Genomic DNA, 15,433 nt, shown 5'->3' on the forward strand with positions numbered 1-15,433 from the left:
CTAACTAGGGTTAACTAAATCAAACATACCTTGCCTTGAGTTATTTGATGTTAAAGCGCATATAACTCAAGGGGTAAACCATCTGGATCGGCAAAAAAGGTGAATTTTTTGCCGGTAATTTCATCCACTCTTATTTCTTCTACGTCGATTCCATGCGACTCTAAATACGTTTTACTGTTTTCTACACTACTAACCTTAAATGCTAAATGTCTAAGTCCTTGTGCTTCGGGATAGCTTGGTCTACTCGGCGCATCGTTAAACGAAAATAATTCTAACTGACTGCCATCAGGTAAAGCTAAATCGAGTTTGTAAGACTGACGCTCTGCTCGATAATGCTCATTAATAATCGTGAGTTTTAATATTTCACTATAAAAATGTTTAGAGCGTGGGTAGTTGCTACAAATGATGGCTACATGATGAATGCCTAGTAGTTGCATATATTTTCCTTAAAAACAAAAAAGCGCACTGAAAGCAGTGCGCTGTTTATCAATACATATTTGCTTGGTGTAATGTTAGCATTTAGCTAGGCTCTGCGTCTTTACACGCTTTTACAGCTGGTGCAACAAGCTCTAAACCTGTTTTATCACACGGTGGAAGTTTAGCATCGCTAACAGCAATGGGGGTTACTCGCTCGCCCCATTTGATGTAGCTTGCCGCCCACGTTAGGCCTGCTCCAAATGCAGCCGACATAATATTGGCATGCGGCTTAATTAAACCTTGCTCAACGGCCTCACACAGCGCAATGGCAATCGTTGCAGCAGAGGTATTACCGTATTCGCCAATGTTAACCATTACTTTACTGTCTTCAACCTTTAAACGGTTTTGAATTGCTTGAATAATGCGTAAGTTAGCTTGATGTGGAACTAGTACATCGATATCGTCTAACTTAAGGTTGGCTTGTTCAAGCACGTCGTCACAGGCTTCACTCATGCCTTTAACTGCACGTTTAAATATTTCACGGCCTTCAAATAAAAGGTCTGATGGGCCAATTGGCTCATATTTATTTAAATCACTGCCAAAATTAGTAATGTGTAAAATATCACGATCTTCGCTGTCACAGCCGGTTTTAGTTCCTAATAAGCCTGCAGGTGTTTCTGCTGCTTCAAGCACAACGGCACCGGCACCATCACCAAATAATACTGCGCTATCGCGTCGTGCCCAGTTTACATACCAAGTCATGCGTTCAGCGGCAATAACTACGGCTTTTTTGATCATACCGGCTTGAATTTGCGCTGTCGCCGCTTGTAAAGCATATAAAAAACCAGAACATGCTGCATTGGTGTCCATGGCTGCAGCGCCAGTGGCGCCAATATTTTTTTGTACTAATGAGGCTGTGTTTGCAACTACTGTTGAGGGGGTGCACGTTGCTAAAATAACTAAATCGATATCTTTTGCATCTACGCCAGCGCAAGCAATAGCATGTTTTGCAGCCACACTAGCAAGCTCGGCAGTACTTACATGGCTAACTCTACGCGCTTTGATACCGGTACGCGTGGTGATCCACTCATCGGTGGTATCTACAATTTCACTTATTTCGTCGTTGCTGATGCTGGCTGGTGGAATGCATTTGCCCCAACCAGTGATATGTGCGTAAGGCATAGTGTGTTCTCTTAAAAGTGGTATGACGTGTTCGTCTTATGAATACGTTATAACAAAAATTAGCTATTAACTCTAGTTTATAGCAGCTATAGAGCTGTAATTACTGCTATTTTACCAATTGTTTGTTGTATTTTTAGTGAAAGGTTAATTGTAAGTTTTTACTTTGTAAATTAAATGAGTGTTTAGCTTAGGTGCTTTTTATAAGCTAGTCCATCACCTTCAACACTTGCTTAAAGTACTTGTGACGTATGCTTGAGTGCAGCTATGCGAGCGGATACTATAAGGCGGTTTAGTGTATAATAATTACAATAAAAAAAGCATGTTAATCATGAATAATAAAATCAAGTGTATCCAGGAACCCTATTGTGTTAATTAAAACCGACCCAGCTATTAGCCGATTATTAATGCTGCGCAGTGGTGCCATCGTTGTTCAGCTTATTGCGGTACTCAGTGTGTATTTTTTACTAGAACATCAAATTGCACTTATGCCGTTGTTAGGGGTTATTGCTGTTGAGGCGGTTTTTCAGTTAGCCAGTGTATTTGCCTACCGGCATGTAAGCCAAGCAAAGCCAATTGGCATGTTAATGCAACTGACCGCCGATGTGCTTTTTTTAACTATTTTGTTGTCTTTAAGCGGCGGTGCAACTAACGCATTTGTGTCGTTATTGTTGCTGCCCATTATGATAGCTGCAATCACACTAAGCGCTCGAGGGCTTGCCTATATTGCTGTATTGGCCATTGCCGCCTATAGCTTATTATTAATTAAAATGCCCGAACACAGTATGCACCAAATGAATATGAATGGTCATTTTATTGGTATGTGGGTTAATTTTGTTATAAGTGCTTGCGTAATTGCGTTAGTTATAGGGGCTATGAACCGCGCTTTGCAACAGCGTGAACGCACTATTGCCAAAGTTAGAGAAAAACAGTTACGCAATGAACAACTGGTAACACTTGATGGCGCAGCGGCGCAAATTACTCATCAATTAGCAACACCAATTGCTAATTTACAATTATTATTTGAAGAGCTTTTAGAAGAGCATCCTAACAATGAAGTTATTCAGCAAATGCAAACGCCGCTATTGCAATGCCGCACTCAGCTTAACGATTTTAGAAAGCTCTCAATGCAGTTACGAGATAAAAACACTCAAGCACCCATTAAAGCAGAGCAGCTGCAAAATCAAATTCATGATACGTTACTATTACAATACCCCAATCAACAAATAAACTGGCTTAACGAGTCACCTGAAGCCACATTACAAAGTGACGCTATGCTGTTACCTGCAATTTTAAATTTATTACAAAATGCAGTACTTGCTAATCAAAAACACGCCCAAGTGCAACTTGAACTAAGTTGGCAGCAACCTGACGCACAAAACATTGCGTTAATTATTCGTGATTTTGGTGCTGGTTTTTCATCCTCAGAGTTAGCAGAGTTAGGTGGGCAGTTAATGCCTAGTGAGCAAGGCATGGGGATCGCAGTTATGTTATCAAATGTGACATTTGAGCGGTTAAATGGCTCGTTAACGGTATATAATCACCCCGAAGGCGGAGCGGTTGCAAAGATAACGATGCCACTATTAACAGCAGAGACAAAAGCATGAAGCTACTTATTATTGAGGATGATATTAATTTAGCGACAACGTTGGCACGGCGGCTAACTAAGCACGGTTTTAACTGCGAGATCACTCATAATCAAACTGATGCACTTCTAAAGGCTCGCCAGCAACAGCCTGATTGTATTTTATTAGATATGAAACTGGCTGATGAAAATGGACTGTCGCTTATTGCACCGCTGCGGCATTTACTTACTCATACACATATTGTATTGCTGACTGGCTTTGCAAGTATAGCTACAGCCGTAGAGGCGATGCGTTTAGGTGCTAATGACTATTTAACTAAGCCTGTTGATATGGCAAGTTTATTAAAAGCACTTAAAGTTGAGGTGGCAAGTTCGGCAGTAACTGAAATTTCTGAGGGGGTTATGTCGCCCGAGCGGTTAGAGTGGGAGCATATTCAACATGTTTTACACAGTAATAACGGTAATGTATCAATGACCGCTAGGCAGTTAAATATGCATAGGCGCACCTTGCAGCGTAAGCTACAAAAAAAACCAGTGCAGCAGTAATGCAAAATCAAAAAATTATTTTATTTGATGCGCAATGTAAGCTGTGTAGTGCATGGTGCAATTTTGTTATAGCTCACGATCCGAGCATAAAATTTAAATTGTGCAGTGTGCAATCGCCGGCAGGGCAATCGCTACTTGCTCAATTTGGTTTTTCCACTACCGATTTTACTTCGATGGTTTATATAGAAGCACAAAAGCCATATACCCGCAGCCAAGCCGTTTTTCGAGTGTTCAGTCAGTTAGGCTATCCGTGGAAGTTGATTAGCGTATTTAAGTTATTACCACGAAAGCTGACTGATTGGCTTTATAACAAAGTGGCTAAAAACCGTTATACATTATTTGGTAAATACCAGTACTGTCGAATTCCTCAACAAAAAGATGAAGATCACTACTTATAACCACATTTTTAGCAAGTGCTGGATCACTTAGGCTGTGCTAAAATCTCGACGTTTAATTACTAGTAAATAGGTTTTAAGGGCTTTTTCATGGCAAATACAGCGCACGCATTGCATATTTTAGTAAAACATAAAGAGATTGCAGAAGACATCATTAAGCAATTAGGCAAAGGCGCAAAGTTTCAAACCTTAGCTAAAAAATATTCGTCTTGCCCTTCGGGCAAAAAGGGCGGTGATTTAGGTGAGTTTAGACGCGGCCAAATGGTACCGCAGTTTGATAAAGTTGCTTTTAGTGGAGCAATTTTAGAGCCACATTTGGTAAAAACAAAATTTGGTTGGCATGTGATTAAAGTACTTTATCGCACATAAAAAGCGGAATTTTAAGTTCCCGCTATACTTACTATTTCTCATTTTATAACTGCTAAAGCACTTTGGAATGACTATGAAGCTATTTAATTTATGCTGCAGTGTTATCCTCATTGCCCTGTCTTTTTTTGCATGTGGCAGCGAGCAAACTGTGACGCTAAAAATAGGAAAACCAAGCACACCTAATATGCCAAGAAACCACTATGTTTTGAGCTTATTAGAAAAAAGCTTTGCGCAGATGAATGTAAAACTTAATATTAGTTATAGTGTTGAGCCGATGAATACCAAGCGAGTATTAGAAGAGCTAAAGCACGATGGGGCTATTAATTTTGCTTGGTTAAGTATGTCAAAAGAGCAAGCAAATAGCCTCGTACACACAACCTTTCCAATATACAATGGCTTGCACTCAAAACGTTTACTGATGATAAAACAAAGCCGGCTTGGCGAATTTTCAGATATAAAAACCCTTGAACAACTAAAGCCGTTTATAGCCTTACAAAAGCAAAGTTGGTCTGATTATTATGTATTAAAGAACAATGGCTTAACAGTTAATGGTGATTTGAGTTATGAAAGCATGTTAAAAGCGTTAGATGAAGGACTTGGCGATTACTTTCCTCGTTCAGTAACTGCGATTAGAGCTGAAATACAAAAAAGCCCACAATACAACTTTGTAGTTGAGCCACATATTATGCTGCAGTACGATAATTTTTATTACTTTTATGCAAACGAAAAAAATAAAGCAATTATCGACTTATTACAGCAGGGTTTAACAAAGCTAGAACAAAAAGGTGAGCTTGATGCCCTCTACACGCATTTTTACCATGATGTTGAGGACGGGCTTGGTTTAAGTCAGCGAACTGTATTTAAACTAAAGCATTAGGGCCTGTTAACTAATCTTGCTTAGCTTCTTCTTCGCTTATTTGCTTAAGTGCTTGAATAAACGACTCACTCGGCTGCCCACCGGTAAGCGCATACTTATCATTTATAATGAAAGTAGGCACTGAAGTAATACCCATTTGCTTAAAGTTATTTTGCTCTTCGCGAACCGCTTGTACGTATTTATCTGAGTGTAAAATATCTCGGGCTGTATCTTTGTTAAGGCCTACTCTTTCTACCACATCCAGTAGTGCATCTTCTTGATTTAAATATTTTAAATCGGTGAAGTGTGCTTCAAAAAACGCCAATTTCAACTCAGTTTGCTTGCCTTCTTCACGAGCCCACATTAGCAAGCGGTGTAGATCAAAGCTGTTGATCATGATGCGTTTACCGTCAAAATTAAAGGTAAACCCAGCTCGTTTACCCGCATCTGCCATGTTTTGACGGTTTCGCGCACTTTCTTCTTCGGTTAAGCTGTATTTTTGCTGCAAATGCTCGTCTAAGTCTTGCCCTTCAAGTGGCATATCTGGATTAAGCTCAAAAGGGTGCCATGTAATATCCGCACTCATTTCTTCTTTTAGCTCGGTCAATGCGGTTTCTAAGTTCTTGTAACCGATAATACACCACGGGCACATTACATCTGAAACGATATCTATTTTAAAGTTTTTCATAGGAGTCCTTTAAGGATTGCTTTGTAATAGCAATGGATATTGGGATAGAGCCTACCTTATCAATATTTAAACAAAAAGAGCAACGAAAGTGCTGCTCTTTTATTGAATGTTTTCAGGTTAGCTGTTTAAGCCAAACGGGTCGTCAATGCTATGACTCGGTTGAGTAAACCAGCGCGGACCGTCATCTGTCATGTAAAAATGATCTTCTAATCTAACCCCAAACTCATCTGGAATAACCAGCATGGGTTCGTTACTAAAACACATGCCTGTGGCAAGCGGGGTTTTGTCACCGCCAACTAGGTATGGCCATTCGTGAATGTCTAAGCCAATACCATGGCCCGTACGATGTGGACAACCTGGTGTTTGATACTCAGGTCCTAAATCTTGTGCTGCTAAGTAGCTGCGAGCTGCTTCGTCAACCGATTCACAGGTTTCGCCGAGAGCTGCTTGATTGAAAGCTGCTAATTGTGCCGCTTTTTCAAAATCCCAAAATAGGCGTTGGCGGCTGGTTGCTTCACCAAATACGTAAGTACGGGTAATATCAGAAAGGTAATCGTGCACTTTACATCCAGTATCGATAAGCACCATGTCGCCTTTTTTCAAAATTTGTGGATCTTTTACGCCATGTGGGAATGAGGTGGCAAGGCCAAACAATACAATACAGAAGTAATTACCTGGGGCACCTACTTTTTGATGGGCTTTTTTTATAAATTCTTCGACTTCTACGGTGCTAATACCTTCATAAAGCATGCTCGCTGTAGCCTGATGAACCGCTAAAGTCATATCCATGGCACATTGCATTAATGCTAATTCATTGGCTGATTTATGCATTCTACAATGTGCGGTTACAGGTTGTGCGTTAACTAGTTTTAACCCTGAACTGGCTTTATTGATGCCATCAAAAATAAAAAACTGTGCGCTTTCATCAATACCAACGGTAGCGGTGTCGCTAATATTGAGCTGCTTAAGCACTTTAACACATAGCTCAAATGGGTTTTCATGCTCTTGCCAGCCGTGTATTTGGCCATCAATAACCTTAAAGCCATTTAAAGAGCCAATTTCAAAATGTGGAGCAATGTATTGCACATCACCTACGGCAGGTAAAATAGCGCCAACAAGTCGTTCACTGGCATACCATTTCATTCCGGTGAAATACGTTAAGTTGGTACCTGCGTTTAAATAAATGGCATCAATGTTGTGCGCTTGCATATAGGCTTGCGCTTTGGCCATACGCGCTAAATACTCATCGGCCTGAATTGGCGTTACTGAGTGAGTCATATTACTTAAACTAGCAAGTGCTTGCTCGGGTGTGTGAGTACCAATACCAACTGCGGTCATATATTTCTCCTACAAAATTTTGCATAGTGTGTAGGTTTAACAGTTTAAATTCAAACTAATTGCGATTAGTGAACAAGAGGCTCAAAAAGTGGGGGTGGGTTATCAAGTCACTTATCGAAAGGACTTGATAACCTAGGGCTATTTTTTCGCGTAGGGTAAGCGAGTGAGCTTATTTGCCGTGTGGTAACTATCTAATCCGGTTACTGCAACTGTGTCGATGGCTTGTAAGTCTAAAAAGCCATCACTTTGGAGTGCTGATTCATCTACATACACATCCATTATTTCACCAATAACCAGCTCAGTGCCATTAACTGCTAGATGTTGATTCTCTACAAATTTTACCGCGTATTTAAGTCGACTTTGTGCAACAAATGGAGCGTTAAACTCATTTAAGTATTCTGTTTTTAACCCCGTAGCATCGAACTCAGATTCATCTTTAGCGTAACGTGCCGAGGTTTGGTGAGCTTGCTGGTAAATGTCACTATTTACTTGATTAATAGTGTAAACGCCTGTTTCTATAATATTTTCAAATGTATGCCTTGGTACGCTGTGCGGGCGCATGATCATGCCAACAAGTGGTGGGTGTGCGCCTAAATGAATAACCGAACTAACGATGGCTAAATTGGTATTACCTTGCTCATCCAGTGTGCCTATTAAGTTAGCACTTTTAAACCCTGACAATGAATTTATAAAATGCGTACGTGTGTGCTTTTCAAGCGCGGCTATGCGGTCTTTGGAAAAATGCATGTGTTAATTCCTTACCATTTTATGGTATTTCCTTGCCAATCTAGGTAGGCAGGTTCGTTGTTAAGTTCTAATTGTGGATTTTCGTAAGTAAATTTAAATAATTGCTGGGCAACAAACTCAGGGGTAAACAGTTTATCTGCAGGAACATTTTTTTGAAATGGCTTAGAAAGCTGTGTATCTGTAGTGCCTGGGTGAAATAAAATCAGTTTAGTATTTTTAGCGCGACGAGCAAGCTCAATGGCGGCTGTTTTAAATAGCATATTAAGTGCTGATTTTGATGCGCGATAGGTATACCAACCACCTAATTTATTGTCGTTAATGCTACCAACACGAGCGCTTAAAGCGGTAATTGTGCAGTGAGTTTTGTGGTTAAGCAGCGGCACTATACTTTGTAAACACAGCAGGGGTACAAGCGAATTAGAGTGTATAAGCTGCATAAAATAATCACTGTTGATTTCTTCAAGCTTTTTTTCTGGCATGTGATGGTCGTTGTGTAATTGACCATTAAATATAATCACTTGAGCTATATCAACTTGCTGAGATTTTAACGACTCGGTTAGCTCGTTTAGGCTTTGCGCTGAATAGTCGCTCTGAAAATAGTTTACGTTTATGTCGCTGTGATTAATGTTCGATGAGCTGACACAAATAATATTAAATTGTGTTGCTTGTTGGTTTAAGTGATTAACGTAAGATTGGGCAATGGCGCTACTAGCGCCAAATAAAATCACTGTTTTCATTTTTCACCTTTGGTTTTGATATTACATTGACCTGAGTTGCACTGTGCATTAGGCATTAAAAAACGGCTAATGTGATGACGGTATTTTGCAAAAAAAGTATAAGCATGATCGGCAAAAAAACGAATGACGGGCAAACGAATAATCTTGAGCCAAGGGTATTTTCCAACAGTACGCCAGGCTTGATAAGTCACGTCTAAGCCGTAAATTATCTGCCCATTATCGGTTTGGGCATGCAGTATATTCATGGCGTATTGCTTATCGATTGCGGGAAAACGCTCACTAAAGTCATCAGAATTTAAATCTTCTAGTGTAATTTTATGATCAACATCGGCACGTTTTAAATGCTGCATCTCTGCATTGCAAAGGGGGCAATTACCATCGTAAAAAATGATCATGTCATCGCTTTGTGTTTATTTTACATATGCTTTTTTACGACATGCTGTTGCAAATGGATCTATTAAATAAGTAAACATAATGATATTAATAGGCCTCAAAGAAACAAAGGAGAGCTAAAAATGAGTGAACAATATGCCGCCTTGCGAGGTAATGTAAATTTACTTGGGCAATTATTAGGACAAACTATTAAAGATGCTCAAGGACAAGATATTTTAGATAAAGTAGAAGAAATTCGGGCTTTATCAAAATCATCTCGCAGTGGCAATGAAGCTGATCGTAAAGCGCTTATAGATGTACTGCATGCGCTTAGTGATGAAGAGCTTTTACCGGTTGCCCGTTCATTTAATCATTTTTTAAACTTAGCGAATGTTGCTGAGCAGTTTCATACCGTATCACGTTTTAATGATGTTGGTTTTTGCCAACTAAACCCTCTCACTCAAACATTAAAAACGTTAGCAGCAAAGGCCGAACAAGGTCAGCTTAATCATAATCATTTAGCTGAAACCCTCTCAAAACTCCACATAAACTTAGTACTAACAGCACACCCAACCGAGGTGACTCGCCGTACTATTATTAATAAACATGTTGAACTTAGCGATTGTTTAGCATCGCTTGAGCGTACCGACAATCTTGCGCAAGAACGTGAAGCAATATTAAATCGTATTGCGCAGTTAATTAGCCAAGCATGGCATACTGACGATATTCGCCGTTCACGCCCAAGCCCTGTCGATGAGGCTAAATGGGGCTACGCAGTCATTGAAAACAGTTTGTGGGAAGCGGTGCCCCGTTTTTTACGTGAGTTTAGCCAGCATGTAAAACAGCATTTAAGCTTGGAGTTGCCAGCAGATTACAGCCCGATAGAATTTACTTCTTGGATGGGGGGAGACCGTGATGGTAACCCGTTTGTAACCGCCGAAGTAACCAAGCAAGTGCTCGACCATGGCCGTTGGATGGCACTGGATTTATACCAGCGTGATTTAGAAACGCTCTGTGCTGAACTTTCTATGTCGGATGCTAGCGATGAGCTCATTAAATTGGCAGGGCAAGAGTTTGAACCGTACCGTGCTGTTTTGAAAGATGTTAAAAACCAAGTTGCAGAAACGGTGATGCATTTAAGCGCTAAAATTAAAAATAAGCGCACTGAATCTCAAGATTTAATCACCGATATTAATCAAATTAAGCACCCTATTGAGGCATGTTATCGCTCTTTATTAAAGTGCAACATGCAAGTAGTGGCCAATGGCTTACTACTGGATATGATCCACCGAGTAAATAGCTTTGGACTGCGTTTGGCAAAATTAGACGTGCGCCAAGATTCGTCGAGACACAGTGATGTATTTTCTGAGCTAACTCGTTACTTAGGTATTGGCGACTACAACCAATGGCAAGAGCAAGATAAGCAGGCTTTTTTACTTGCTGAGCTTAACTCTCGTCGTCCGCTTATTCCTAAGCATTGGCAACCTAGCCCTGAAGTGCAAGAGGTGCTCGACACCTTTGATGTTATTGCGCAGCAAGATGCAAAAACCTTTGGTTTATATATTATTTCTATGGCTCGAACTGCTTCTGATATTTTAGCGGTGCAGTTATTACTTAAAGAGTCAGGCTGCGGTTTTGAACTACCCGTGGCGCCCTTATTTGAGACCTTAGATGACTTAAACGATGGTCATAATGTTATTACTACATTGCTTAATAATGAGTGGTACCGAGGTCATATTAAAAATACTCAAAATGTGATGATTGGTTATTCAGACTCAGCCAAAGATGCGGGTATGATGGCTGCTGGCTGGGCACAATATGAGGCAATGGACAAGTTAGTGCAACTGGCGGATGAACGCGGTATTGAGCTGGTTTTATTTCATGGTCGTGGAGGCACGGTTGGTCGAGGCGGTGCACCTGCTGCACAAGCTCTGCATTCTCAGCCACCGGGTTCACTCAAAGGGGGCCTTAGGGTGACAGAGCAAGGCGAAATGATTCGCTTTAAATTTGGCTTACCCAATGTGGCATTGCAAAGCTTAAACATATACGCGGGTGCGGTGCTGCAAAGTAACTTATTACCACCGCCAGAGCCCAAAGATGAATGGCGCGAAGTCATGGCATTAATTAGTGATGTATCGTGTGAGCACTACCGCAATGTGGTACGCCACGATGAAAACTTTGTACCTTACTTCAGAATGGCAACACCAGAATTGGAGCTATCTAAATTGCCATTAGGTTCAAGGCCAGCTAAACGTAACCCTAATGGTGGGGTAGAGAGCTTACGCGCTATTCCGTGGATATTTGCGTGGAGTCAAAATCGTTTAATGTTACCTGCATGGTTAGGCGCATTAAGCGGACTTAAAGCAGCGCTTGAAAAATATGGCATTGAAACCCTAAACGAAATGAGTTTGCAATGGCCTTTCTTTCGAGCTCGTTTAGAAATGCTAGAAATGGTATTTAGTAAAGCGGATAGCTGGTTAAGTGAGCACTACGATAATGCGCTGGTGGAAGACATGTATAAACCTTTAGGTGTTGCCTTACGTGAGGAATTAGCAGAGGCGATAACCTTAGTGCAATCATTGAGCCCGCAAAAAAGTCTATTAGCCGATCAACCTTGGATCAAAGAATCTATTGGGCTTAGAAATCCATACACTGATCCCCTTAACGTGTTACAAGTTGAGCTATTACGTCGCTCTCGTGGCGATGATAAAGGTAATGAAAGCGATATAGATAATGCCCTAATGATCACCATGACGGGGATTGCAGCGGGTATGCGAAATACAGGTTAATCCAAAATTAGATTAGTTTTAAAGGGAACACGCGACGTGTTCCCTTTTTTTACGCTGAATAGGCTGGTATTTCGTTTGCCAACCTTTTACACTACTTGGCCATTGAACAAATAAAAACTATTATGGCTTCAGCAACTTTTAAAGTGCAACATAATACAGCACTTAGCAATTCACACATCTCATTAAACGTAGCGCAAACCCAAGCATTACGTAGTCAATTAAAAACTCAACGCGGTATTTTACATTCAAGCGATATTAAAGCGCTTTGTACTGAACTTAATGTCAGCGAAGATACTTTATTGCAAGGCTTGGTGCCTATGGCTTCTGAATTTTCAGTTGCACCTATTTCCAAGTTTCATGTCGGCGCAATTGTTAAAGGGCTTAATTCACAAGGAAATACCACTTTTTACTTTGGTGCCAATGCTGAGTTTGATCATCAAGCACTTAGTTTAGTGGTGCATGGTGAGCAATCAGCAATTAATAATGCGTGGTTAAATGGCGCTAAGAAAGTGCTGAAAGTAGCCATTAGTGATGCACCATGTGGGTATTGCCGTCAGTTTATGAATGAATTGGCTGATGCAAAAGAGCTTGATATTTTACTGCCAGCACAAAACTTTAAATTAGCAGAGCTATTACCGCATTCATTTGGACCAACCGATTTAGGCAATGAGCACAGCTTATTTAACCCAGCAGAGCAAACTAAGTGCTTTAAAGAGACAGACCTTGATGAAAAGCTGATGAGTTATGCTTTAGCGGCTTATGTTCCATACAGTCAAAATTACAGTGCGGTAAAAATAAGCACGTTCGAAAATGGTGACTTTTATGGCAGCTATGCTGAAAATGCAGCATACAGCCCGAGCTTATCGCCATTGCAAAGCGCAGTGAGTCAATTGTTTGTAGCAGGATTAAGCTTTGATAAGCAAACAGTAAAATCAATTACCTTATTAGAAACTGCTGGTCATGAAAACCAATCAGGGGTAGCAAAAGCAGTGTTAGCAAGCTTTGATAACTTACCAACACTTGAGGTTATTAGCGCAACATTAGCCAAGTAACACTTTAGCGGCTTCAAGTACCACGGCAACAGATTTTTTCTCAATCTCGCCGTGGTCCACGTTTGGAATTTCTTGACGTGTTCTATTTACTAATACACCTGCAACACAAGCGGCTTGTAAGCCAAGTGCAGCACACATGGTAAATAAAGTAGCCGATTCCATTTCATAGTTCATTACGCCCAATTTTTGCCATTCTTCACAGCTACCTTGTAATGACTTAGGTACGTAGCCAGAATGCGTATCATAACGCTCTTGACCTGGGTAGAAGGTGTCGCTCGAAGCGGTTATACCAATATGGAAATCGATATTAAGGTTTTCACAGGCTTTTACCATAGCTTGAGTAGCAAAAAAATCAGATACGGCAGGATAGCACAGCGGTGCAAAGTGCTGACTCGCGCCATCTAATCGTACCGAAGCTTGGCTAATTAAAATATCGCCTTCGTTAATGTGCGGTTGAATTGCACCTGTTGTACCAATGCGAAGAAAGCTACGTACGCCTAGTTGTGCCAGTTCTTCAACGGCAATTGACGTTGAAGGGCCGCCAATACCGGTTGAGCATACCACTACAGAGTGACCGTTTAATTGGCCTAAATAAATGTGAAACTCACGCGTTTGAGCAAGGCAGGTTGGATTATCTAAGAACTGTGAAATACGTGCTGCACGATCTGGATCGCCTGGAACAATTGCCAGTTTTGCACCTTTTAAATCATCAATACACAGTCCTAAGTGAAATACCTTTTCCATAACTAAGCCTTTTTAATAAGAATTGTTGTCAATTTACCATGATTACGAGAAACATAAGTGAAGTACAGGACGGATGTCCGTATTGACTTAATTTGATTTATTCACCAACTCTGAATATTCAATCAATGGCAAAAATTACTAGAAAAATGAGCCAGTTGACTTGTTTGCTCAGACACTATATTCATACCTCATAGCAAACCAGTAGCTAGGCCAAACAGCCGTTAGCTATAATTTAAATTGTTTATATTCAATTGGTTAGTAGGTGGGGTTGGTTTTTAATTACCACCAACCTAAGTGAGCAAAATAAAGCGCCCTGTGATTTTAAGCATACTATGCAAATAATCTGTAATTAATTCAGCGTGCGTTGTTTTGCATAACTACTCAATAATAGACAAGATATTCAGATTGAAAAAGGGTTTACAATGAGCACACAATTTCAAGCATTTAAAGATAAAGTTGAACACTGTTTATGTGCACCTGGCGACGGTGTTTTTACGGTTAATACGGCTAAAGAACGCAAAGCAGCGCTTAGAAATAAACTATATGGGCAAACTGAAAATGTTGATGTTTTATGGCGTGACTCACTTAACGAGCTGCCTAATTCACCACATAAAGCAGTAATGCTAGGCATTAGCTCTGATTGCGGTGGTGGGATTTTACGTGGCGCTAACTGGGGGCCTTTATTTTTACGCTCAGCATTGATTGATCAACAAACACAGTGTCGTTCGTTTGATTTAGGTGATGTACGTGTAATACCGCATTTATTACACGATAAGTATTTAAATGAGGCCACTATTACCAACTGCCAAAAAGCGCTGTACGGTAATGACAATAACGATCATTATGTGAGCCCATTGTCTATTACTGAAGATGTGTGTGATAGCTTTTATGCGACATTCCAAGACAAAGGTATTTTTGGTATTGGCGGCGACCACTCAATTAGCTACCCGTTAACAAAAGCGTATTTAAAAGCCAAACGCGAGCAAGGTAAACGTACGGCAATTATTCACTTTGATGCTCACACCGACTTACTCGTAGAGCGTTTGGGCATTGACTTATGTTTTGGCTCTTGGTGCACACATATTTTGGAATTCTTACCAGCGCCGCATCATTTAATTCAATTTGGTATTCGCTCAAGTGGCAAGCCTAAATCACATTGGGAAAGTACTTTTGGCGTAAAACAACATTGGGCTGCTGAAATTATAGAGCGTGGCGCAGCTGCGGTTGCGGCTGATGCTATTGCGCAATTAAAAGCAGACAAGGTCGATGAAGTGTATGTAAGCTTTGATATTGATGCCCTCGATGCCGAGTTTGCATCAGCAACAGGTACACCCGAAGAAAATGGCTTAACGCCACAACACGCACTTGATATTTTGTCAGCGATTGCTGATGAATTCCCTATAACGGGGGCTGATATGATGGAGATAGCTCCGTTTACTGACAGCTCTTTAGTGGGTCAATCAAGCTCTGAGACGACACTGAGAGAAGGCGCTAAAATCTCAGCGTTTTTAATTAACGCAATGAACCGCTAATTTCAAAAGCTAAAAATTGGCTATTTGCAAATAACCCGCTATATTTAATTGGCTTTTATTGAAAAGTGACGTCTTAAATTTAATAGA

Annotated in this window: 16 protein-coding genes; 8 read left to right on the forward strand and 8 right to left on the reverse strand. The window is 40.5% G+C overall.

Annotated elements, in window-relative coordinates:
• Positions 1-50 precede the first annotated feature (50 nt).
• Positions 51-437 carry a VOC family protein gene (locus AN392_RS04180; RefSeq protein WP_055011930.1) on the reverse strand — a complete coding sequence of 129 codons (387 nt, stop codon included), beginning with the start codon at positions 435-437 and terminating at the stop codon, positions 51-53.
• Between the two features lie 82 nt (positions 438-519).
• Positions 520-1,599, reverse strand: coding sequence for a ketoacyl-ACP synthase III (locus AN392_RS04185; RefSeq protein ID WP_010389122.1), 1,080 nt, complete (start codon positions 1,597-1,599; stop codon positions 520-522).
• A gap of 365 nt (positions 1,600-1,964) precedes the next feature.
• Between AN392_RS04185 and AN392_RS04190 the strand changes: the two genes are divergently transcribed.
• From AN392_RS04190 to AN392_RS04210, 5 genes are all read left to right on the forward strand, one after another.
• Positions 1,965-3,203 carry a HAMP domain-containing sensor histidine kinase gene (locus AN392_RS04190; protein ID WP_055011931.1) on the forward strand — a complete coding sequence of 413 codons (1,239 nt, stop codon included), beginning with the start codon at positions 1,965-1,967 and terminating at the stop codon, positions 3,201-3,203.
• Positions 3,200-3,727, forward strand: coding sequence for a response regulator transcription factor (locus tag AN392_RS04195; protein ID WP_055011932.1), 528 nt, complete (start codon positions 3,200-3,202; stop codon positions 3,725-3,727). The genes AN392_RS04190 and AN392_RS04195 overlap by 4 nt, the downstream gene beginning before the upstream one ends.
• Complete coding sequence (locus tag AN392_RS04200; protein WP_010389116.1) at positions 3,727-4,125, forward strand: thiol-disulfide oxidoreductase DCC family protein; 399 nt, start codon at positions 3,727-3,729, stop codon at positions 4,123-4,125. The genes AN392_RS04195 and AN392_RS04200 overlap by 1 nt, the downstream gene beginning before the upstream one ends.
• An 87-nt stretch (positions 4,126-4,212) precedes the next feature.
• Positions 4,213-4,491 carry a peptidylprolyl isomerase PpiC gene (gene ppiC, locus AN392_RS04205; protein ID WP_008464312.1) on the forward strand — a complete coding sequence of 93 codons (279 nt, stop codon included), beginning with the start codon at positions 4,213-4,215 and terminating at the stop codon, positions 4,489-4,491.
• 73 nt (positions 4,492-4,564) lie between these two features.
• The gene (locus tag AN392_RS04210) at positions 4,565-5,368 is read left to right on the forward strand and encodes a transporter substrate-binding domain-containing protein (RefSeq protein WP_055011933.1); all 804 of its coding nucleotides are present in this window, start codon (positions 4,565-4,567) and stop codon (positions 5,366-5,368) included.
• Positions 5,369-5,378: 10 nt separating this feature from the next.
• On the opposite strand, the gene AN392_RS04215 is transcribed toward AN392_RS04210, so the two are convergent.
• The 5 genes from AN392_RS04215 to AN392_RS04235 form a co-directional block, all read right to left on the reverse strand.
• Positions 5,379-6,035: a DsbA family oxidoreductase gene (locus AN392_RS04215; RefSeq protein WP_055011934.1), complete on the reverse strand. Its 657-nt coding sequence runs from the start codon at positions 6,033-6,035 to the stop codon at positions 5,379-5,381.
• Positions 6,036-6,152: 117 nt separating this feature from the next.
• Positions 6,153-7,373 (reverse strand): Xaa-Pro peptidase family protein, encoded by a 1,221-nt coding sequence (locus AN392_RS04220; RefSeq protein ID WP_055011935.1) that lies wholly within the window; start codon positions 7,371-7,373, stop codon positions 6,153-6,155.
• A gap of 138 nt (positions 7,374-7,511) precedes the next feature.
• Entirely contained in the window at positions 7,512-8,120 is a 609-nt protein-coding gene (locus tag AN392_RS04225; protein ID WP_055011936.1) for a flavin reductase family protein, read from the reverse strand.
• A gap of 11 nt (positions 8,121-8,131) precedes the next feature.
• Entirely contained in the window at positions 8,132-8,857 is a 726-nt protein-coding gene (locus AN392_RS04230) for an SDR family NAD(P)-dependent oxidoreductase (protein WP_055011937.1), read from the reverse strand.
• The gene (locus AN392_RS04235) at positions 8,854-9,252 is read right to left on the reverse strand and encodes a thiol-disulfide oxidoreductase DCC family protein (RefSeq protein ID WP_055011938.1); all 399 of its coding nucleotides are present in this window, start codon (positions 9,250-9,252) and stop codon (positions 8,854-8,856) included. Before AN392_RS04235 ends, AN392_RS04230 begins: the two co-directional genes overlap by 4 nt.
• 120 nt (positions 9,253-9,372) lie before the next feature.
• Between AN392_RS04235 and ppc the strand changes: the two genes are divergently transcribed.
• Together ppc and cdd are read left to right on the forward strand one after the other, a co-directional pair.
• Complete coding sequence (gene ppc, locus AN392_RS04240; protein WP_055011939.1) at positions 9,373-12,018, forward strand: phosphoenolpyruvate carboxylase; 2,646 nt, start codon at positions 9,373-9,375, stop codon at positions 12,016-12,018.
• A 122-nt stretch (positions 12,019-12,140) separates the two neighbouring features.
• Positions 12,141-13,070: a cytidine deaminase gene (gene cdd / locus AN392_RS04245; protein WP_055012070.1), complete on the forward strand. Its 930-nt coding sequence runs from the start codon at positions 12,141-12,143 to the stop codon at positions 13,068-13,070.
• On the opposite strand, the gene udp is transcribed toward cdd, so the two are convergent.
• Complete coding sequence (udp, locus tag AN392_RS04250; RefSeq protein WP_008112319.1) at positions 13,059-13,814, reverse strand: uridine phosphorylase; 756 nt, start codon at positions 13,812-13,814, stop codon at positions 13,059-13,061. The genes cdd and udp overlap by 12 nt on opposite strands.
• 422 nt (positions 13,815-14,236) lie before the next feature.
• On the opposite strand from udp, the gene AN392_RS04255 reads away from it, so the two are divergent.
• The gene (locus AN392_RS04255; RefSeq protein ID WP_055011940.1) at positions 14,237-15,346 is read left to right on the forward strand and encodes an arginase family protein; all 1,110 of its coding nucleotides are present in this window, start codon (positions 14,237-14,239) and stop codon (positions 15,344-15,346) included.
• Positions 15,347-15,433 lie beyond the last annotated feature (87 nt).

The sequence above is a fragment of the Pseudoalteromonas sp. P1-16-1b genome, assembly GCF_001401785.1.
Classification (GTDB): domain Bacteria; phylum Pseudomonadota; class Gammaproteobacteria; order Enterobacterales; family Alteromonadaceae; genus Pseudoalteromonas; species Pseudoalteromonas undina.